The following is a 19,973-nucleotide window of genomic DNA, read 5'->3' as shown; positions in this document are numbered from 1 at the left end:
GGGTGGACCTAGACTGGCCGCGTGGGGGAGGCCGAGTGACCAGCGGGAGCGTGTCGTCGACGACGTACGGTCACGCCTGCCTGGCCTACGACGACCCGGCGGCCCTGGACGCCCGGGCGGTCGCCCACCTGGCCGCGGGCCTCGCGGCCGGCGAGCAGGTCTGGCTGGTCGCCCCCGGGAACACCGGCGCCCTGGCCCGCCGGCTGGACCGCCTCCCCGGTCTCGACGCCGCGCTGCGCCGGCGCGCGCTCCGGCTGCTCCCGGTGGAGGACGCCTACCGCCACGACGAGATCGTGGACCCGGAGAAGCAGGTCCGGGCGTACGCGACGGCCACCACCGACGCGCTGGCCGCCGGCTACACCGGCCTGCGGGTGTTCGCCGAGGCCACCACGCTGGTCCGCACCGCCGCCCAGCGGGAGGCCTTCACCCGCTACGAGCACCTCATCGACCGCTGGATGCGATACCACCCGATGTCGGCCGTCTGCGCCTACGACCGGCGCGAGCTGAGCGAGGCGGCGATCGCCGAGCTGGCCTGCATGCACCCCGAGACCAACACCGACGTGCTGTTCCGGCTGCACGCCGGGGGCGGCGAGGCGGTCGTCGAGCTCGCCGGCGAACTGGACCCGTCCAACCACCGGCTCTTCGCCGCGGCGCTGGACCGGGCCGACCCGCGACCGGTGGACGGCCGGCTCGTGCTCGACGCCACCGACCTGCGTTTCGTCGACCACCGCAGCCTGCTGCACCTGGGCGAGCACGCCCGCCGGCACGACGCCGTCGCCGTGCTGCGCAGCTCGCGCACCGCCGCGGCCCGGCTGGTCGAGCTGCTCGACCTGGCCGAGGTGCGGGTGGAGGTGGTCCGATGAGGACGGGCGCTGCCGCCGGTCACGTCGGCTACTACCACGAGGCGATCCTCTACGACTCCGACGAGCACCTGCTGGCCGTGGTGCTGCCGTTCCTGCTCGGCGGGGTCGAGGCCGGTGAGCCGACAGTGGTCGGCTTCGGCGGCCACAACGCGGATCTGGTCCGCCGGGCCCTGCCCGCCGGCGCCGCGGTCACCTTCCTGCCCGGCGGCGACCTCTACGCCCGCCCCACCGCCGCGATCCGCGCCTACCGCAAGCTGCTGGGCTCGTACGTGGCCGACGGCGCCCGGCAGATCCGGATCGTCGGCGAGCTGCCGCCGGCCGTGCTCGGCGCCACCTGGGACTGGTGGGCCCGCTACGAGTCGGCCATCAACCACGCCTACGACGACTTCCCGCTGTGGAGCATGTGCGCGTACGACACCCGGAGCACCGCGCCCGGGGTGCTCGCGGACGTGGCGCGGACCCACCCCCGGGTGGCGTTGCCGGACGGCAGCCACGTGCCGACCGACGTCTACACCGAACCGGCGAGTTACCTGGCCGAGCACCGCCTCATGCGGCCCGACCCGGTGCAGGGGACGGCGCCGACGGTGGAGCTGGTCGACCCGACCGCGGCCGAGGCACGTGACGCCGTACGCGCCGCACACCGGGGGCAGCTCCCGGCCGACCACCTCGACGACCTGGTGGTGTCGGTCAGCGAGGTGGTGAGCAACGCGCTGCGGCACGGCGTGCCGCCGGTGCGGATGCGGCTGTGGAGCGCGCCGGACCGGATGGTGGTGACCGTGCACGACCGGGGTCCCGGCCCCAGCGACCCCTACGCGGGCCTGCTGCCCGCGGGCAACGGCGCCGCCGGTGGCCTGGGCCTGTGGATCAGCCACCAGTCGTGCAATCATGTGGCGCTGCACCGGGACGCCGACGGCTTCACCGTCCGGCTGACCGCCGGAAATCCGTACTTCCCGGTCTGAGTCGGCCCGCGTTCGCGGTCGTGGGCGGGGCGGGGCGGAACCCGCGCGCCGACGGCGGTACCGTTGCGCCTCATCACGCCCTGCGGGGCGGTCATCCGCCGGCCTGGCGCTGGCGAACCGACGGAGGATGGCGCATGTCCAACGGCGAGGAACCGTTCGCACACCACGACGACGTGTCCGCGCGACCGAGTTTCGACCAGGCGCTGCGCGGCTACGACAAGCGCCAGGTGGACCGGTACGTCGAGCAGATGGACGGTGAGCTGACCGCCGTGACGGCCGACCGGGACCGCGCGTACGCGCAGCTGCGGGAGCTGACCGCACAGGCGCAGCGCGCGCAGACCGAGGTCGCCGAGCTGCGCCAGCGCCCCACGCAGGTGGACCGGGCGTCCTTCCGCGACCTCGGGCCGATGGTCGACCAGATCCTCGACCTGGCCGAGAAGCAGGCCGGTCAGATCACCGAGACGGCCACGAAGCGCGCGGCCGACCTCCAGGCGCAGGCGGAGAAGGTGCTGGCCAGCGCGCAGGACGAGGCGGAGCGGGACCGGCGCGAGCTCGCCGAGGAGCTGTCCACCCGCCGGGCCGAGCAGGAGCGGGCGGACGAGGAGCGGCACGCCGCCGCGCAGGCGGAGCTGACCGCCATCCGGGAGCTGACGGAGAAGCTGCGCGTCGAGGGGCAGGCGGCCCACGACCGCGCCCAGCAGGAGGCGAAGCGGGTCGCCGAGCAGAGCGCCCAGCAGGTCGAGCAGGCCCGCTCCGCGTCGGAGGCGCTGGTGAAGGCGGCGCGCACGCAGATCCAGCAGGAGGTGCAGGCCAACCGGAGCAAGGCACAGCAGGAACTGGCCCAGTGGCAGGCCACCATGACCCGGGAGCTGGACGAGCAGCGGGCCGCGGCCGAGCAGGAGCTGGCCGACCGGGCCAGCGCCGCCGAGCGGGACATCGCCGCCCTGGTCGCCGAGGCCCAGCAGTACGCCACCGAGGTCCGCGAGCAGGCCGACGAGGAGAACGCGACGCACCAGGAGCAGCTCGCCACGGTGCAGCAGGAGATCCAGCAGCGGCAGGAGGCGCTCACCCAGCTCCAGGCCGAGCTGGAGACGGTCGCCCAGCAACTGGAGCACACCCGCCAGGAGATCGCGACGGTCGAGCAGGAGGGCGCCGCGCTGGAGGAGCAGCTGGTCGGCGTACGCCGGGACCTGGTCACGGAGACCAAGCGGCTGGAGGACGCGCGCCGGGCGGCGGACCTGGCCGAGCAGCACGCGAAGGAGACCCGGGCCCGGGTGCAGCGGGAGGCCAAGCGGGTCGCCGACCTGGCCGCCGCGGCGGTGATGGCGGCCGCCGCGGGCGGCGTGGAGACGGCCGAGTACCCGATGGTGGCGCCGCGTCCGGCCGCGACGCCCGCGGAGGCCACCCCGGTGGTGGTGCCCGCTCCGGCCCTGGTGGCCGTCCCCGTCGCGCCGGCTGCTCCCGCCGTGCCGGCCGACCCGGAGCCCGGCGAGCCGGCCGACGGCGACCGGCGCACGGCCGAGCCGTTCCTGGAGCGGGCCTCCCTGGACCGGCCGAGCTTCGACGCGTTCGCGGTGCGCACCCCGGCGCAGCGGCCCGCCCCCGGGGCGGAGGTCACCGGGGAGCCGGCGGCCGGTCCGGAGGGCGGCGTCCCCGCCAACGCCTGACCCGTCCCCGCCGTCAGTCAGCCGAGGGCGGCGGCGAGGTCGGCGAGATGGCGGGCCACCGGACCCACGGTGAGCACCCCGCTGCCGGCGCCGGCCAGCTCGTCGGCGGCGGGGCGCAGGGCGGCGTGCAGCCGGGCCATGGTCGGGCGGTCGTCGAGGGCGAGGGCGGCCCGGGCGGCCACGCAGAGCCGGGCCTCGCGCAGCAGGTCGTGCGGCGAGGGCGGCAGGGCGTGCAGCGCGGCGGCGGCCTCGTCCCGGCGCCCGGCGGCGAGCAGGGCCAGCGGCCGGACCCACGGCGCGTACGGGCCGGCGTGGTCGGCGTCGGCCAGCGCCGGTCCGGGGTCGTCGCCGGTGGACAGCCGCAGGCAGAGCAGGGCGAACGGCAGCAGCCCGGCGGCCATGCCGGGCATCTGCCCGGCGTCGAGCCGGACGGCCGCCGCCCGGTACGCGGTCTCGGCCTCGGCGCCGCGTCCCGCGACGGCCAGCCGGAGGGCGGCGTACCAGGCGGTGAAGACGCCGACGAGGGGCAGCTCGTAGCGCGCGGCGAGGCGGTCGGCGGCGGCCGCGTGGGTGTCGGCGGCGGCCAGGTCGGCGCGGGCGCAGTGCGCCTGGAGTGCGACGAGGTGCCCCAGCACCTCGAAGGTGACCAGCCCGTGCCGGGCGGCCAGGTCGACCAGTTCGGCGCCGATGCGGGCGCGTTCCGGTGCCCGGCCGGCCCGGTCGAAGGCGTGCATGAAGCGGGCGTTGAGCGCGAAGGCCAGCAGGGCCGGGTCGTCTAGGCGGCGGGCGATCTCCTCCGCCTCGGCCGCCGCCCGCCGGCCCCGGTCGCCGGTGTCGCCGCGCAGCTCCAAGGCGAGGGTGCAGAGCAGCCGGCCACGCCGGGCCGCCTGGTCGGCGGGGAGCGCGGCGAGGGCGGCCCCGGCCGCGGCGACGATCCGCCGGGACAGCTCCTCGTCGTCGTTCCGGGTCCAGACGGCCGGCACGTCGAACGCGGCCAGCACGTCCGCGGTGAGCCCGGGGTCGGCGAGGCGTTCGACGGTGGCGACCGCCTCGGCCCGCAGCCGGCGGGTCCGGTCGAGGTGGCCGGTGACGGCGAGGGTGCGGCCCCAGCCGATGACCGCCGCCAGCCGCCCGCGTACGTCGTTCCCGCCGGCCCGGTCGTGGGCGGCCACGGCCTGCTCCCAGAGCCGGGCCGCCTCGTGCGGGTGGCAGCGCCGCTCGGCCCGAACCGCTCCGGCCGTGGCGTACCGGGCGGCCCGAGTCGCGGCGTCCGGGCCGGGGGCCTGTCCGAAGTGGTGGGCCAGGGCGGTGACGTCGTCGGGCCGGAGCCGTTCGAGCACCGCCCCGACGGCGGCGTGCCAGCGGACCCGGCGCGGCGCCGACAGGTCGGTGTAGAGGGTGTCGCGGACGAGGATGTGGGCGAACCGGGTGCCGTCGGCGGTGAGGAACCCGGCCTGCGCGGCCCGGTCCACGGCGTCCAGCGTGGCGTCCTCGCCGGCCAGCGCGGCCAGCACGTCCGGGTCGAGGTCGCGGCCGAGCACGGCGGCCTGCGCCAGCACCGTCCGGGTCGGCTCGGGCAGTTGGGCGAGGCGGTGCCGGATGACGTCCCGCACGCCGGCCGGGACGCGTTCCAGCGCGGCGGCGCCCTCGGCGGCGAGCAGCCGGGCCAGTTCCCGGACGAAGAACGGGTTGCCGCCGCTGCGCCGGTGCAGCGCCCGCACGGTGTCCGGGTCCGCCGCGCCGGCCACGGCCCGGACCAGGTCGCCCGTTTCCGTCTCGGCGAGCCCGCCCAGGTAGACGCGGACCGGTTCGGTGGGCGCGAGCCGGGCCAGGGCTCCGGTCAGCGCCGGGGTGATTCCGGTGGCCCGGTACGTGCCGATCGCCAGGACCGGCCCGGTCACCGGCTCCGGGCCGGTGAACAGCGCGGTCAGCAGGTCGAGGGTGTCCTCGTCGGCCCGGTGCAGGTCGTCGAGGACGAGCAGTACGGGCCCGTGCCGTGCCGCCGCGCCGACCCGGGCGCCCGCGATCCGGTGCAGCCGGTAGCGGGCCACGGCCGGCTCCGCGGCGCCCGGCGCGTCCGCCGTGGTGTCGCCGGACACGCCGCCGGGGACCGGGGTGCCGGACAGCCCGTCGGTGGCCCCGGGCGCCGGCCCGGTCGCCGGCGCCCCGGCCGGCTCGGGCAGGGCGGCGGCGAGCTGCGTCCACGGCCAGGCGGCGGGTGCGCCCTCGTACTCCGGGACCCGCCCGACGGCGCAGGTCCAGCCGGCGGTGGCGAGCCGGTCGGCCAGCGCCTCGACGAACGCGGTCTTGCCCGCGCCGGCGTCACCGGAGACCAGGGCGAGGGCCGGCCGGCCGCGCCGGGACACCTGTTCGGCCAGCCCCGTCAGGGTCGCCAGCTCGGCCGCGCGCCCCACGAACGGGCGCCCCTCCTCCCCCGCTGTCCCGGCCGGTGGCGCGGCCGGGACGGCGACCGCAGCCGGGTCGAGGTGCGGAGCCTGGGCGAGGATGTCCGACTCCAGGCGGCGCAGCCGGGGGCCGGGGTCCACCCCCAGCTCCCGGACCAGCACGGCCCGGGCCTCCCGCAGCGCGGCGAGCGCGTCGCCCTGCCGGCCGGCCCGGTAGAGGGCGGTGGCGAGCAGCCGCCAGGTCTCCTCCCGCAGCGGCTGCGCGGCGGCCTGGCCGCGCAGGTCGCCGGCGGCCTCGGCGGCGCGGCCCAGGGCCAGCAGGGCCTCGCCGCGTCGCTCGACGGCGAGCATCCGCAGCTCGTCCAACCGGTCGATCTCCGCCCGTGCCCACGGCTCGGCGGCGAACTCCGCGTAGGCGGGGCCGCGCCAGAGGGCGAGCGCGTCGTCCAGGGCGGCCAGCGCCGGGCCGGCCCGCCCGGCCGCGAGCAGTTCCCCCGCCGCACCGGCCGCCGCCTCGAACCGGCCCGCGTCGACCGCCTCGGGAGCGGCCGCCAGCGCGTACCCGGGCGGGGCGGTGACCAGGAGCCGGGCCGGCTGCCGCGGGGGCCGGTCGGGCTCCAGGGCCCGGCGCAGGTCGGCCACGAAGGTGCGGACCGCGCCGATCGCGCCCTCCGGCGGCTCCGCCCACAGGTCGCCGACGAGCCGGTCGACGGGCACCACGCGGCCCCGGGCGACCAGCAGGCGGGCCAGCACGGCGCGCTGCCGGGGGCCCTTCAGCGCCACCGGGCCCCGCTCGCCCGCGGCCACCAGCGGCCCGAGCACCCCGAAGGTCACTCCGGGTACGCGCTGCTGGCTGGTCACCCCGCCCACTCTAGGCAGCCCGGTGCGCGCGCACCGGCGGCCCGACCAGGGCACTCATCCGATGCTGATCGGCCACTGACGGGCGCCGGGCAGGCTCGACGGGACCCGATCACACCCGGAGAGGACACCTCATGATCAACGGATTCGAGTCGCGGCGCGTCACCGTCGCCGACGGCGTCGCCCTGCACGCCGCGGTGGGCGGCAGCGGCAGCCCGGTCGTGCTGCTGCACGGCTTCCCGCAGACCCACCTGATGTGGCGGCACGTCGCCGCGGACCTCGCGGCCGACCACACGGTCATCTGCCCCGACCTGCGGGGGTACGGCGACAGCGACAAGCCCGCCGACACCGACGGCACGGCGTACGCCAAGCGGACCATGGCGGCCGACGTGGTGGCGCTGGCGCGGGCGCTGGGGCACGACCGGTTCGCCCTGGCCGGGCACGACCGCGGCGCCCTGGTGGCGATCCGCGCCGGCCTGGACCACCCGGAGACGGTCACCCACCTGGCCTCGCTGGACGTGCTGCCCACCCTCGACACCTGGGAGGTGATGCACGGCGTCACCGCCGCGGTCGGTTTCCACCTCTATCTGATGGCCCAGCCGCCGGGGCTGCCCGAGCGGCTGATCGGCGCCGCTCCGGACGAGTTCTTCGGCCACTTCCTCGACCTCTGGGCCGGCGACCCGGACGCGATCCCCGCCGACGTGCGCGCCGCGTACCTGCGGGCCTGCCGGGCGGCGGTCCCCTCGATCGTGGCGGACTACCGGGCGTCGGCCGGCGTCGACCTCGCGCACGACGAGGCGGACCGGGCGGCGGGCCGGGTGCTGCGGATGCCGGTGACCGTGCTCCAGCAGGACTGGGGTGCCGCGCTCGGCTTCGACGCGGCGGCGCGCTGGCGGGCCTGGGCGCCGGACCTGCGGCACGTGCCGGTGTCGTACGGCCACTTCATGGCCGAGGAGGCTCCCGCCGAGGTGGTGAAGGAGCTGCGCGCGCTGCTGGCCCGCTGAGGCGGCCCTTGCCCCCGAACGTGGAAGATGCAAATATTCAGATCACTGTACGTGTGGGGGTTCTCACGTTCGGGGGTTGATCGACATGCGGAAGACTTCCTCGATGGCGGCGGCGGTCGCGCTGACGCTGGGCTGCACCGGGGTGGCGGTGGTGAGCGCGGCGGGCCCGGCGAGCGCGACGTGCAGCCACGGGCACTCCAACATCGACACCAAGTTGGGCTCGCTCTTCAACGCCACCAACGTCAACATCCGTACCGGCCCGCACACGACCTGCGGCTCGCTCGGCTACGGCCAGCTCAGCCACAGCGTCGACTTCCACTGCTACACCAACGGCGACCGGGTCAGCGCGAACGGGCACACCACCTATACCTGGACCTACCTGAGGGACAGCACGACCGGGGTGTCCGGCTGGGTCGCCGACGCCCTGCTCGACAACCTCGGCAGCAGCGTCGCCTGCTGACCGCCCCCGCACGGCCCGCACCGAGCGGGCAGGATGGTCCGGCATGACCGAGCCACGCCTGTACCCGCCCGTCGAGCCGTACGCCACCCACCGGATCGCCGTCGGCGACGGCCACGAACTCCACGTGGAGGAGGTGGGCCGGCCGGACGGCGTACCCGTGGTCTTCCTGCACGGCGGGCCGGGCGGCGGGCTGGTGCCGGCGGCGCGGCGGTTCTTCGATCCGCTGCGCTACCGCGCCGTGCTGTTCGACCAGCGCGGCGCGGGGCGCAGCACCCCGTTCGGTGAGCTGCGGGGCAACACCACCTGGCACCTCGTGGCCGACCTGGAGACGATCCGGGAACGGCTCGGGATCGACTCCTGGCTGGTGTTCGGCGGGTCGTGGGGGGTCACCCTCGGCCTGGCGTACGCCCAGACCCATCCGGAGCGCGTCACCGGGCTGGTCCTGCGCGGGGTGCTGCTGCTGCGGCGCAGCGAGCGGGACTGGTTCTACCAGGGCGGCCTGCGCCACCTCCAGCCCGACGAGTGGGAGCGGTTCGTCGCCCCGATCCCCGCCGCCGAGCGGGACGACGTGCTGGCGGCGTACCACCGGCGGCTGCACGGGCCGGACGAGGCGCAGGCCCGGGCCTGCGCCGTCGCCTGGGGGCGCTGGGAGGCGGTCAACTCCTCGCTGCGCCCCGACCCGGGGGTGCTCGCCCACTTCACCGCCGAGGAGCAGGCGCTGCCGATCGCGCGGATCCTCTCCCACTACGCCGTGCACGGCGGCTTCCTCACCGAGACGCAACTGCTCGACGGCGTGGACCGGATCCGCCATCTGCCCGCCGTGATCATCAACGGCCGCTACGACCTGTGCTGCCCGCCGGTGTCCGCGTACGACCTGGCCCGGCGCTGGCCGGAGGCCGAGCTGCGGATCGTGCCCGACGCGGGCCACTCGGCCGCCGAGCCGGGCATCGCCCGGGAGCTGCTCCGCGCCACCGACCGGTTCGCCGACCTGCTCAGCTGACCGGCCCCGCGTCCGCCAGCAGCGCCCGGATCGGCTCGCCGACGGCCGGGTCGACCGGGAACCGGGCCGCCAGCCAGTCGAGCGTGGCCCGGGCGGCCGCCGCGTTGTGCCGGTAGCCGGGGACCATGGCGGCCAGCGGCAGCACCTCCGGCGGGTACGCCTGCTCGACCCGGCGGCTCGGGTCGAACGGGTCCCGCCGGTGCGCCGCCGACGGCTCGGCGAGCCGCAGCAGGGCGAGCACCCGGTCCACCGCGTACGACTGGATGAACCGCGCGGCGGTGAGCCGTTCCCCGCGCAGCTCGCGGTGCAGGCCGACGTAGAGGTTGGTGAGCGCCTCGTTGAGGTGGAACTCCACGGTGTCGTACGGCGTGGCGGGGCGCGGCGGCGCACCGCTGTCGGCCAGCCCGGCCGGGGCGTCGGGGCGCTGCCAGACCACCCGGGCGCCGGTGAACGGCAACCGGGCCAGCTCGGCAACGGTGAAGACGGCGTACTCCACGAAGATCCCGTCGGCGTAGCGCGCCTTGCGGCCGTTGCGCTCGTTGGCGAAGCTGTACGCCACCGGGCAGGGTGCCGCCAGCCAGTCGGTCGAGTCGACGTAGCGGCCCACCGCGCCGTCGGCGACGACGAGGAAGAAGTCCAGGTCGGAGTGGTCGTCGAGCCGGTCGTGGTCGGCACCGGCCGAGCCGAGGCCGAGCAGGGCCACGGTGTCCGGCCGGGTGGCGAGATGGGCGGCGAGGTCGTCGAGCCGGCGCAGCATCGGGTGCATGCCGTCGCCCCTTTCGTGAAGAGTCGACGTTTCAGCCCGTGCGGCCCTGCGCCGCCGCCGGGGTCGCGACACCGATGCCCGCCATTCTGCGTCGGACCCCCGACAGCCCTCAAGTCCGCGCCTACCGATCCGCCAGCGGCGCTGGCAAGATCGGCGGGGTGACGGGTGCGCTGTTCGCGGTCAGTGACCTCCATGTGTCGTACGCCGAGAACCGCACCGTCGTGGACGGCCTGCGGCCGGAGTCGGCGGACGACTGGCTGCTCGTGGCCGGCGACGTGGGCGAGGTGTTCGCGGACGTCGAGCGGACGTTGCGGCAGCTCCGTGACCGGTTCGCCCGGGTCGTCTGGGTGCCCGGCAACCACGAGCTGTGGACCCATCCGGCCGACCCGGTGACCCTGCGCGGCCGGGCCCGCTACGACGCGCTGGTGGGGATGTGCCGCGGCCTGGGCGTGCTCACCCCCGAGGACGACTATCCGGTGTGGCACGGCGAGGGTGGGCGGGTCACCGTGGCGCCGCTGTTCCTGCTCTACGACTACTCGTTCCGGGCTCCCGGCACCAGCTCGAAGGAGGAGTCGCTGCGCGCGGCGTACGCGGCGGGGGTGGTGTGCACCGACGAGATGCTGCTGCACCCCGACCCGCACCCGGACCGGGAGTCCTGGTGCTGGGAGCGCGTCGCCGAGACCGAGCGGCGGCTGGCCGCCGTCGACCCGGCGCTGCCGACCGTGCTGGTGAACCACTGGCCGCTGGTCCGCCAGCCCACCGACGTGCTCTGGTACCCGGAGTTCGCCCAGTGGTGCGGCACCGACCGCACCGCCGACTGGCACCTGCGGCACCGCGCCGCCGTGGCGGTCTACGGGCATCTGCACATCCCCCGCACCACCCACTACGACGGGGTGCGCTTCGAGGAGGTGTCGCTGGGCTATCCGCGCGAGTGGGGCCGGCGGGGTGGCGAGCCCCGCCCGATGCGGCGCGTCCTCGGCGGCGCCGCGTGATCGAGGCCCTGCTCCCGCCGCCGGCGGTCGCCGTCGAGGCGTTCGCCGACATCCCCGGCGAGGCCACCTGGCCCGGTGAGGAGGACCTCCTCGCCCGGGCCGTGGAGGCCCGCCGCCGCGAGTTCGTCACGGCCCGCCGCTGCGCCCGGGAGGCCCTGGCCCGCCTCGGGTACGCCCCGGCGCCGATCCGCCCCGGCCCGGGGCGGGAGCCGCGGTGGCCGGCGGGCGTGGTCGGCAGCATCACCCACTGCGACGGCTACCGGGCCGCGGCGGTCGCCCCGGACACCGCGCTGGCCGGGCTCGGCATCGACGCCGAACCCCACGAGCCGCTGCCCGACGGCGTGACCCAGGTGGTCACCACGGCCGGCGAGCCGGCCACGCTGGCCCGGCTGCGCGCCGCCCACCCGGCCGTGCACTGGGACCGGCTGCTGTTCAGCGCCAAGGAATCCGTCTACAAGGCGTGGTACCCGCTGACCGGGCGCTGGCTCGGTTTCGAGGACGCCGAACTGTCCGTCGACCCGGCCGCGGGGCGCTTCACGGCCCGGGTGCTGGTCGACGGCACCCGCGCCGACGGCGGCCCGCCGCTGGCCGCGCTGCACGGCCGCTGGCTGGTCGCCGGCGGGCTGGTGGTCACGGCCGTGGCCGTGCCTCGGCAGCCCTGACCCGGTGGCGCCGCCGGCCCGGCGTGACGACTCCCACCCGCCCGGGTGATCCGGGTTTGCCCGGTCCGGCCAAGGGTAGGGCCGTGAGGGCCCGGTCATTTTCCCCCCACGGAGGACAGGCCCCGATGGATTCCAGCAAGCCCGCCAAGGTCGTCAAGGATGTCGTGGAGGCCGCCACGGAGAAGGTCACCGACGTGCTGACCCCGGACGTGCCCGGCGCGCCGGGCAGCGCCCCACCGTCCGTCGAGGAGCCGACGACGCCGCACGGTCCGTTGCCGCCGAAGGAGGAACAGGGCGCCCCGGACACGCGCACCCCGACCGGCGCGGAGACCGGCGTCCCGAAGATCGCGAAGGGGCAGCAGGGCGCCTACCTCACCACCGCCAACGGGGCCCGGCTCCGCGACACGGACCACTCGCTCAAGGCCGGCCCGCGCGGCCCGGTGCTGCTCCAGGACCACCACCTGCGCGAGAAGATCACCCACTTCGACCACGAGCGCATCCCGGAGCGGGTGGTGCACGCGCGCGGCGCCGGTGCGCACGGCGTCTTCGTCGCCTACGGCACCGCCGAGGAGGTCACCCGGGCGGGCTTCCTGAAGAAGGGCACGGAGACCCCGGTCTTCGTCCGCTTTTCCACGGTGCTCGGCTCGCGCGGGTCGGCGGACACGGTCCGCGACACCCGCGGCTTCGCGACCAAGTTCTACACCGACGAGGGCACCTTCGACCTGGTCGCCAACAACATGCCGGTGTTCTTCATCCAGGACGCGATCAAGTTCCCGGACATCATCCACGCCGGCAAGCCGCACCCGGACCGGGAGATCCCGCAGGCGCAGAGCGCGCACGACACCTTCTGGGACTTCGTCTCCCTGCACACCGAGGCGCAGCACCACACCATGTGGAACATGTCCGACCGGGGCATCCCCCGCTCGTACCGGACCATGGAGGGCTTCGGCGTCCACACGTTCCGGCTGGTCAACGAGGCCGGGGCCACGGTGCTGGTCAAGTTCCACTGGAAGCCGAAGCTGGGCGTGCACTCCCTGACCTGGGAGGAGGCGCAGCTGATCGGCGGTATCGACCCGGACTTCCACCGCCGCGACCTCTACGACGCCATCGAGGCGGGCGCGTACCCGGAGTGGGAGCTGGGCATCCAGGTCTTCCCGGACACCCCGGAGGAGACCTTCGCCGGGATCGACCTGCTCGACCCCACGAAGATCGTGCCGGAGGAACTGGCGCCGGTGCAGCCGGTCGGCCGGCTCACCCTCAACCGGACGCCGCGGAACTTCTTCGCCGAGACCGAGCAGGTCGCCTTCCACCTCGGGCACCTGCCGCCGGGCATCGACGTCACCAACGACCCGCTGTTGCAGGGCCGGCTCTTCTCGTACCTCGACACGCAGCTCACCCGCCTCGGCGGGCCGAACTTCACCCAGATCCCGATCAACCGGCCGCACGCCGAGGTCAACGACATGCTCCGGGACGGCTTCCACCAGCACGCGGTGCACGCGGGCGTGGCGCCCTACCGGCCGAACTCGCTCGACGGCGGCAATCCCTTCCCGGCCGGCGACCGCGAGAACGCGTTCGTCGACACGCCGGTCACGGTCGCGGAGGCCCCGAAGGTACGGGCGGCCCCGGCCTCGTTCGACGACCACTACAGCCAGGTACGGCTGTTCTGGCTGAGCATGTCGCCGGTGGAGAAGGAACACATCATCCGGGCGTACACCTTCGAGCTGGGCAAGTGCTACCACCAGGCGATCAAGGAGCGCCAGCTCCAGTGCCTGGCCAACATTGACCCGGTGCTGTGCGAGCAGGTCGCCACCGGCCTGGGCCTGCCGGTGCCGAAGCCGACCGTGCCGCTGGCCGAGGTGCAGCCGAGCCCGGCCCTGTCGCAGGTCGGCCGGGAGTGGCCGGCGGACGGCCGGATGGTGGGCATCGTGGTGGACGCGGACAGCGACCTCGACGGGGTGAGCCAGGTTCGGCGGGCGGTGTTCGCCGCCGGCATGGTGCCGCTGCTGGTCGCCGCGCACGGCGGCACGGTCGGCGACCTGCCGGTGCAGCGCACCTTCGCCACCGGCCGGTCCGTGGAGTTCGACGCGGTCCTGCTGGCCGGGGCACCGGCGCCCGCGCCGGACGCGCTGCCCGCCCGGGACGCCAAGGCGGGCGCGGCCGGCTCCACCACCGTCGACCCGCGGGTGCTGCTGCTGGTCGAGGAGGCCTGGCGGCACGCCAAGGCGATCGGCGCCTGGGGTGCCGGGGCCGAGGTGCTGCGCCAGGCCGGCGTGGCGGGCACGCCCGGTGTGGTCACCGGCGACTCCGCCGCCGAGGTCTTCGGCGCGGTGCAGCAGCTGATGGCGGCGCACCGGGTCTGGGAGCGGTTCCCCGCCTCGGTCTCCTGAGCCGACGCCGAAGGGGCGGCCCCCGGACGGGGGCCGCCCCTTCGGCCGTGTGGGCCACCGGTGTTTGCGCCCCGGTTGGGCGGGAAGGCCGGGGCCTCACAGTCAGGAGCGGCGGATGAACGGACCCATGGGCGGCGAGCCGGTCGGCGACCTGGAACTCGTGCACACCTTCACCGGGCCGATGCCGACCGGGGTCAGCGTGTCGCACACCGGCCGGGTCTTCGTGAACTTCCCGCAGTGGGGGGACGAGGTGCCGGCGACCGTCGTCGAGCTGCGCGACGGCCGGGAGGCGCCCTTCCCGGACGAGGCCTGGAACAGCCCGTCCGGGGACGACGACGCGCACGCCTTCGTCTCGGTGCAGAGCATCGTGGTGGACCCGGCGGAGCGGCTCTGGGTGGTCGACACCGGCAGCCCGATGTTCCAGCCGACGAAGCCGGGCGGCCCGAAGCTGGTCCGGGTCGACCTGGACACCGACACCGTCGGGCAGGTCATCACCTTCCCGACCGACGTGGCGCTGCCCACCACGTACCTCAACGACGTGCGCTTCGACCTGCGCCGCGGCGATGCCGGCCTCGCCTACCTCACCGACTCCTCCGACTCCGGGCCGAACGGCATCGTCGTGGTGGACCTGGCCACCGGCGCGTCGTGGCGGCGGCTGCACGACCACCCGTCCACGAAGGCGGAGCCGCTGGACTCGTTCCGGCCGGTCGTGGAGGGACGGCCGTTCCTGGAGCGCCCGGCCGACGGGCCGCCGAAGCCGGTCGCCATGGGCTCGGACGGCATCGCCATCTCCGCCGACGGCTCCCGGCTGCACTACTGCCCGCTCGCCTCGCGCCGCTGGTACAGCGTGGCAACCGATGCCCTGGCCGACCGGACGCTGCGCGAGGAGCAGGTGGCGGCCACGGTCGTGGACGAGGGCGACAAGGGCGGCGGTTCCGACGGCCTGGAGACCGACGACTCCGGTGCGTTCTACCTGACCTCCTACGAGCACAACGCCGTGCTGCGCCGACGGCCGGACGGCGAGTTCGAGACCGTGGTGCACGACCCCCGGCTGCTCTGGCCCGACACGATGTCGGTGGCCGCCGACGGCTACCTCTACGTCACCGCCAACCAGCTGCACCGGCAGGCGAAGTACCAGTGCGGCGCCGACCTGCGGCGCAAGCCTTACGCCCTGTTCCGCGTCCGCATCGACGCCGGACCGGTCCGCCTGCGCTGACCACCCCCGCCCGGATTCATCGAAGGACATCGTTGACGGCTTAGTTAATACTCTTTAATATTTGGTCCACCTCGAGGAACACCGTCCCCCGTCCGACCCGTACCGCCCGGCCGCGCCGGCCCCGACCAGCGCCGGCCGGGCGCTGCGGCGCCCCCTGCACCGGGAAGGCCCCTCGATGTCCGCACCGCGCCCCCGCCGCCGCTCCCCCGTGGCCGCCGGCCTGCTCGCGCTCGCCACCGCCACCGCGACGCTCGCGCTGGCCCCGACCGCCGCCGAGGCCGTCGTCCTGCCGAACAACTTCAAGAGCGTCGGCTACATGCCGTCCTGGAGCGGCAGCGTCAACAGCATCCAGTACGGCAAGCTCACCCACATCAACTACGCGTTCGTGCTGCCCAACAACGACGGCAGCCTGCGCCCCGTGGAGAACCCGAGCAAGCTCTCCTCGCTGGTGTCGCTCGGGCACGCCAGCAACGTCAAGGTGTCGATCGCGATCGGCGGCTGGAACGACGGCAACGACTCCGCGTTCGAGGCGCTCGCCGCGAACTCCGGCGCCCGCGGCGCGTTCGTCACCAACGTGGTCAACTTCGTCAACCAGTACAACCTCGACGGCGTCGACATCGACTGGGAGTACCCCGACCCGGGCGCCTCGGCCACCAACTACACGGCGCTCATGCAGCAGCTCGGCAGCGCCCTGCACAGCCGCGGCAAGCTGCTCACCGCCGCCGTGGTCTCCGAGGGCTACTACGTCGACGGCGTGCCCCCGGCGGTCTTCGGGTCCGTCGACTGGCTGAACATCATGGCGTACGACGGCGGCAGCCCGCACGCCAACTACGACTGGTCGGTCAACAGCGTCAACCTGTGGAAGTCGCGCGGCCTGCCCGCCGCCAAGGCGGTGCTCGGCGTGCCGTTCTACAGCCGGCCCGGCTACTACACCTATTCGGCCCTGGTCGGCATGGACCCGGCCAACGCCAACCGCGACTGCACCACGGTGAGCGGCGCGCAGCAGTGCTACAACGGGGTGCCGACCGTGAAGCGCAAGACCCAGTGGGCGCTGGCCAACGCCGGCGGCATGATGAACTGGGAGCTGTCCCAGGACACCACGGGCTCCACGTCGCTGGTCAGCGCGATCTACGACACCGTCATGGGCGGCGGCACCCCGCCGCCGAGCGGGCGAACCGGCCCGATCACCGGCATCGGCGGCAAGTGCGTCGACGTCGCCGCGGCCGGCACCGCCAACGGCACGGCGATCCAGCTCTACACCTGCAACGGCACGGGCGCGCAGAGCTGGACGGTGGCGGGCGACGGCACCCTGCGGGCGCTGGGCAAGTGCGCCGACGTGGCCAGCGGCTCCACGGCCAACGGGGCGAAGGTGCAGCTCTGGGACTGCAACGGCAGCGGCGCCCAGGTCTGGCAGGCGCAGTCCAACGGCACCCTGCGCAACCCGCAGTCGAACAAGTGCCTGGACGCCACCGACAACAGCTCCGCCAACGGCACCCGGCTGCAGATCTGGGACTGCTTCGGCGGGGCCAACCAGGTCTGGCGGCTGCCGGTCTGAGCACCGGCCGTGATCCCCGCCGCGCCGGCCCGGGCGCGGCGGGGATCCGCCGTCACCAGCGGTTGCGGGCCTCCTCCGCCCAGCCGACCAGGCCGTCGAGGTCCACCCGCTCGCCGTCGTCCGTGGCGGCCCACCCGGAGAAGTGCCCGAAGCACTGGTGGGTCTCCCCGGCCAGCACGCCGAGGTTGGTGCGCGCCACGCGCTCGTGGAACGGGTGGAACGTCACGTCCACCCGGTCGCCGGTGACGCGCCACGGCCGCAGCCAGTCGGCGCGGTCGTAGCTCCAGGTCAGGTCCGCGCCGATCTTGTGCAGCCGCCCGTCGAGGAAGACCGCGTTCTCGGTCGCGCCCGTCCCGTCGGTCCACTTGCCACCGAGCTGGATGGCCCGGCCCGGTCCGCTGCCGGCGGCCCAGTTCCAGCTCACCGCGTACCGCCACTTGCCGCGCCCGTGGTCGAGCGCCGCGAACGACTCCGTGCCGACCGGGTACGCCGTGCCGTCCACCCGGAGCGTCCCGCGCACCGGCCGGCCGATGTCCTTGTGGGTGTACTGGAACCGGCGGGTGCTCCACGGCACCACCACGCCCAGCGACTCGTGCCCCGGCGGCAGGGGCGCCACCAGGTCCACCTCCACGCCGGGCGCGGTGGCGCGGATGGTGCTGCCGTCGGGTCGCTGGTCGACCTGGACGACCAGGCCGCCGCCGCGGGCCAGCACCGCGCCGGCGCCGCTGACCGGCGGGAGCACCGCGCCGCGGGCCAGCGGGACGACGGCCTCGGTGGACCGCTCGATCCCGGTGCGGCGGTCGAGCAGGTAGAGGCTGTGCACGCCGGCGTAGTCCAGCGACGACGCGACAAGGCCGAGGATGTGCGTCGGTGTGACGACGCCCCAGTGCTCCCAGCGCTTGGCCCGCCCCCAGCCGCGCAGGTTCGCCCGGTGCAGCGGCCGGCGGCTCCAGCCGACCGCCGCCGGGTTCAACCGCCCGTCCGGCCGGCACAGGTCGACCGGCTCGGTGATCTCCCGCTCGTGCGTCATCGACGCAGGCTACCGGCTCCGGCGGGCGGGCGCTCCGAGGAAGTGATTTCCGTCGATGCTTGATATCGACACAGGGCGATATATAGGCTGTGCCGGTCCCCGCTCGACCCCGTCCCACAAGGAGAGTGAGCGATGCGTCTGCCCAAGGTCACCCGATTCCTCGCCACCGTCGCCACCGCGGCGCTGGCGACGCTGGGCGCCGTCACCGTCGACGCGGCGCCGGCCTCCGCGGCCGTCCGCAACGTCTGCTACAACACCAGCCAGGCCGGGCCGTTCGCCAGCTACGCCGTCCAGGCCGCCTCGATCTGGAACAACCGCACGAACAACATCAACATGGCGCAGTGCGGCTCGAACCTGATGATCTACTACACCTACGGCGGCGGCTCGTACGCCCAGCGCACGAGCCTCGGCAACGGCCGCGTCGTGATCGACTACTACCAGGCGCAGCAGTACTCGCCGCTGCGCATCATGACCCACGAGATCGGGCACATCCTCGGCCTGCCCGACAACTACAACGGCAACTGCGCCATCCTGATGTCCGGCGGCAGCGCCGGCACCAGCTGCACCAACCCGTACCCGAGCACCACCGAGGCCGCCCGGGTCGACCAGCTGTTCGGCTTCGCCGCCGCGCGCAGCGCGACGACGCCGCAGGTCTTCACCGGCAGCTGGCCGGCCCCCGTCACGGCGGGCGCCCAGCGCTGACCGGTGGAAACGAGGACGCCCGGCCGGGGTGGCGGCGACGCCGACCCGGCCGGGCGGTCCCGGCTCAGGACAGGAACCGGTCCAGCGCCGCCTCGATGGTGCCGCTGTCCGGCGCGGCGTACGACTTCATGGTGACCTTGTTGTACGAGATGAAACTCGGGCAACGGTTCGCCGGCGCGCTCACCGCGCCGCCGTCGCCGATCTTCTCGCCGGTCTTCGCCGCGTAGAACGTCAGCTCGTAGCGCGAGGAGATGTAGGAGTCCGTGACGACCTTCCCGTCGCTCTTGTAGTCGCACTTCTTGGGCGTGCCCTCGCTGCCCTCGACGACCTTCAGGCAGCCGACCACCGCGACCGACGCGAAGTCGGCACTCTTGCTGTAGTACGGCTTGGTGGAGCTGACCGACTTGTAGGACCAGTACGAGGGCCGGTCGGGCGAGTTCGCGAACGTGTAGGCCTTGGCCCGGGAGCCGGGGGTGTACGGCGCGGCGTTGGGGATCGCGCTGCCGTCGCAGACCGAGGACATGTCGCTGAAGTAGCGCGCCGTCACGGCGTTGTTGTCCGGCTGCTCCGGCGACTCCGACGGCCCGGCCGCGGACGGGGTCGCGCTCGGGCCCGCCGGGTCGACGCGGGTCGACGCCACCGGGTACCCGGCGGGGCGGTGGGCTCCACCCCGCCGGGTGCGGGGGTCAGCGGCCCCGGGTGGCCTTGCAGATCTCCACGGGCAGCGCCGGCGCGCCGTCGACCGGCGCCGGGTCCTCGGGCGTGGCGGCGATCCCGCCGGCCGCGATCCGGTCCAGAGTGGCCAGTCCGGCCGCGTCGATCGTGCCGAAGACGGTGTAGTTGGGGCGCAGCGCCGAGTCGGACTGGACCAGGAAGAACTGGCTGCCGTTGGTGTCCGGGCCGGCGTTGGCCATGGCCAGGGTGCCCCGGGCGTAGAGGCGGCGGACCCCGGTCGGGTCGGTCGGCGCCGGCGGCAGGTCCGTGGGCAGCTCGTCGGCGTACCGGTAGCCCGGCCCGCCCTCGCCCGTGCCGGACGGGTCACCGCACTGGAGCACCTTCAGCGTCGGGTACGCGGTGAGCCGGTGGCAGTGCGTCCGGTCGTAGAACCGGTGCCGGGCCAGGTGCAGGAAGCTCTGCACGGTGCACGGGGCCTGCTCGCGGTCGAGGGTCAGCCCGATCGGTCCCTGGTTGGTCCGCAGGGTGATCCGGACCGTGCCCCGGTCGGGCGTGCGGCGGGGGTCCGGCGGCAGCGGCACCGGCCGGGCGGCCGGCTCGTCCGGCGTCGGCGTGTACGCGCACGGGCCCTTCGTGGGCCCCGGCTGGGCGGGCGCCGCGGAGGCGGCGACGCCACCGGTGGCGACCAGCGCGGCGGAGATCACCGCCACCCCGGCGAGACGGGCCAGCAGTGGCGGTGCGGCGTGCGGTCGGGTTTCGCTCGACACGTGGG

Annotated in this window: 17 protein-coding genes; 12 read left to right on the top strand and 5 right to left on the bottom strand. The window is 75.0% G+C overall.

Annotation, left to right across the window (positions count from 1 at the left end; all coding sequences use genetic code 11):
- The first annotated feature begins 35 nt into the window (after positions 1-35).
- The 3 genes from ACQP12_RS09730 (at position 36) to ACQP12_RS09720 (ending at position 3,489) form a co-directional block, all read left to right on the top strand.
- Positions 36-863 (top strand): MEDS domain-containing protein, encoded by an 828-nt coding sequence (locus ACQP12_RS09730; protein ID WP_433286795.1) that lies wholly within the window; start codon positions 36-38, stop codon positions 861-863.
- The gene (locus ACQP12_RS09725) at positions 860-1,822 is read left to right on the top strand and encodes an anti-sigma factor RsbA family regulatory protein (protein WP_433286793.1); all 963 of its coding nucleotides are present in this window, start codon (positions 860-862) and stop codon (positions 1,820-1,822) included. The genes ACQP12_RS09730 and ACQP12_RS09725 overlap by 4 nt, the downstream gene beginning before the upstream one ends.
- Before the next feature lie 134 nt (positions 1,823-1,956).
- Positions 1,957-3,489: a hypothetical protein gene (locus ACQP12_RS09720; protein WP_433286791.1), complete on the top strand. Its 1,533-nt coding sequence runs from the start codon at positions 1,957-1,959 to the stop codon at positions 3,487-3,489.
- A 17-nt stretch (positions 3,490-3,506) separates the two neighbouring features.
- Here the strand turns inward: ACQP12_RS09720 and ACQP12_RS09715 are convergent, their stop codons facing one another.
- Complete coding sequence (locus ACQP12_RS09715; protein ID WP_433286789.1) at positions 3,507-6,755, bottom strand: BTAD domain-containing putative transcriptional regulator; 3,249 nt, start codon at positions 6,753-6,755, stop codon at positions 3,507-3,509.
- 131 nt (positions 6,756-6,886) lie between these two features.
- Between ACQP12_RS09715 and ACQP12_RS09710 the strand changes: the two genes are divergently transcribed.
- The 3 genes from ACQP12_RS09710 to pip all read left to right on the top strand — a co-directional run bounded on the left by ACQP12_RS09710 (position 6,887) and on the right by pip (position 9,216).
- Entirely contained in the window at positions 6,887-7,756 is an 870-nt protein-coding gene (locus ACQP12_RS09710) for an alpha/beta fold hydrolase (protein WP_357942760.1), read from the top strand.
- 85 nt (positions 7,757-7,841) lie between these two features.
- Complete coding sequence (locus ACQP12_RS09705; protein ID WP_357942758.1) at positions 7,842-8,216, top strand: hypothetical protein; 375 nt, start codon at positions 7,842-7,844, stop codon at positions 8,214-8,216.
- A 43-nt stretch (positions 8,217-8,259) separates the two neighbouring features.
- On the top strand, positions 8,260-9,216 hold the full coding sequence (gene pip, locus ACQP12_RS09700) for a prolyl aminopeptidase (RefSeq protein ID WP_433286786.1): 957 nt from the start codon (positions 8,260-8,262) through the stop codon (positions 9,214-9,216).
- Here pip and ACQP12_RS09695 read toward each other — a convergent pair.
- Positions 9,209-9,982: a hypothetical protein gene (locus ACQP12_RS09695; protein ID WP_357942754.1), complete on the bottom strand. Its 774-nt coding sequence runs from the start codon at positions 9,980-9,982 to the stop codon at positions 9,209-9,211. The genes pip and ACQP12_RS09695 overlap by 8 nt on opposite strands.
- Before the next feature lie 158 nt (positions 9,983-10,140).
- Here ACQP12_RS09695 and ACQP12_RS09690 point away from each other — a divergent pair, with 158 nt between their 5' ends.
- From ACQP12_RS09690 to ACQP12_RS09670, 5 genes are all read left to right on the top strand, one after another.
- Positions 10,141-10,974, top strand: a complete 834-nt coding sequence (locus tag ACQP12_RS09690; protein ID WP_433286784.1) for a metallophosphoesterase family protein — start codon at positions 10,141-10,143, stop codon at positions 10,972-10,974.
- The gene (locus tag ACQP12_RS09685) at positions 10,971-11,636 is read left to right on the top strand and encodes a 4'-phosphopantetheinyl transferase family protein (RefSeq protein WP_357942750.1); all 666 of its coding nucleotides are present in this window, start codon (positions 10,971-10,973) and stop codon (positions 11,634-11,636) included. Before ACQP12_RS09690 ends, ACQP12_RS09685 begins: the two co-directional genes overlap by 4 nt.
- A gap of 125 nt (positions 11,637-11,761) precedes the next feature.
- Positions 11,762-14,023 carry a catalase gene (locus ACQP12_RS09680; RefSeq protein ID WP_433286782.1) on the top strand — a complete coding sequence of 754 codons (2,262 nt, stop codon included), beginning with the start codon at positions 11,762-11,764 and terminating at the stop codon, positions 14,021-14,023.
- A 115-nt stretch (positions 14,024-14,138) separates the two neighbouring features.
- Positions 14,139-15,239 (top strand): L-dopachrome tautomerase-related protein, encoded by a 1,101-nt coding sequence (locus ACQP12_RS09675; RefSeq protein ID WP_433286780.1) that lies wholly within the window; start codon positions 14,139-14,141, stop codon positions 15,237-15,239.
- 175 nt (positions 15,240-15,414) lie between these two features.
- Positions 15,415-16,794 carry a glycosyl hydrolase family 18 protein gene (locus tag ACQP12_RS09670; protein ID WP_357942744.1) on the top strand — a complete coding sequence of 460 codons (1,380 nt, stop codon included), beginning with the start codon at positions 15,415-15,417 and terminating at the stop codon, positions 16,792-16,794.
- Between the two features lie 52 nt (positions 16,795-16,846).
- On the opposite strand, the gene ACQP12_RS09665 is transcribed toward ACQP12_RS09670, so the two are convergent.
- Complete coding sequence (locus ACQP12_RS09665; protein WP_433286778.1) at positions 16,847-17,824, bottom strand: DUF2804 domain-containing protein; 978 nt, start codon at positions 17,822-17,824, stop codon at positions 16,847-16,849.
- Positions 17,825-17,956: 132 nt separating this feature from the next.
- Between ACQP12_RS09665 and ACQP12_RS09660 the strand changes: the two genes are divergently transcribed.
- Entirely contained in the window at positions 17,957-18,526 is a 570-nt protein-coding gene (locus ACQP12_RS09660; RefSeq protein ID WP_357942740.1) for a snapalysin family zinc-dependent metalloprotease, read from the top strand.
- A gap of 64 nt (positions 18,527-18,590) precedes the next feature.
- On the opposite strand, the gene ACQP12_RS09655 is transcribed toward ACQP12_RS09660, so the two are convergent.
- The gene (locus ACQP12_RS09655) at positions 18,591-19,166 is read right to left on the bottom strand and encodes a hypothetical protein (protein WP_433286776.1); all 576 of its coding nucleotides are present in this window, start codon (positions 19,164-19,166) and stop codon (positions 18,591-18,593) included.
- Between the two features lie 46 nt (positions 19,167-19,212).
- Positions 19,213-19,968 carry a peptidylprolyl isomerase gene (locus ACQP12_RS09650; protein WP_433286774.1) on the bottom strand — a complete coding sequence of 252 codons (756 nt, stop codon included), beginning with the start codon at positions 19,966-19,968 and terminating at the stop codon, positions 19,213-19,215.
- Between the last annotated feature and the right edge of the window lie 5 nt (positions 19,969-19,973).

The organism is Micromonospora sp. CA-244673, from assembly GCF_050948395.1.
Lineage (GTDB): Bacteria > Actinomycetota > Actinomycetes > Mycobacteriales > Micromonosporaceae > Micromonospora.
The sequence above is the reverse complement of the archived record's forward strand: the minus strand, read 5'-3'. Positions and strand labels throughout refer to the sequence as shown.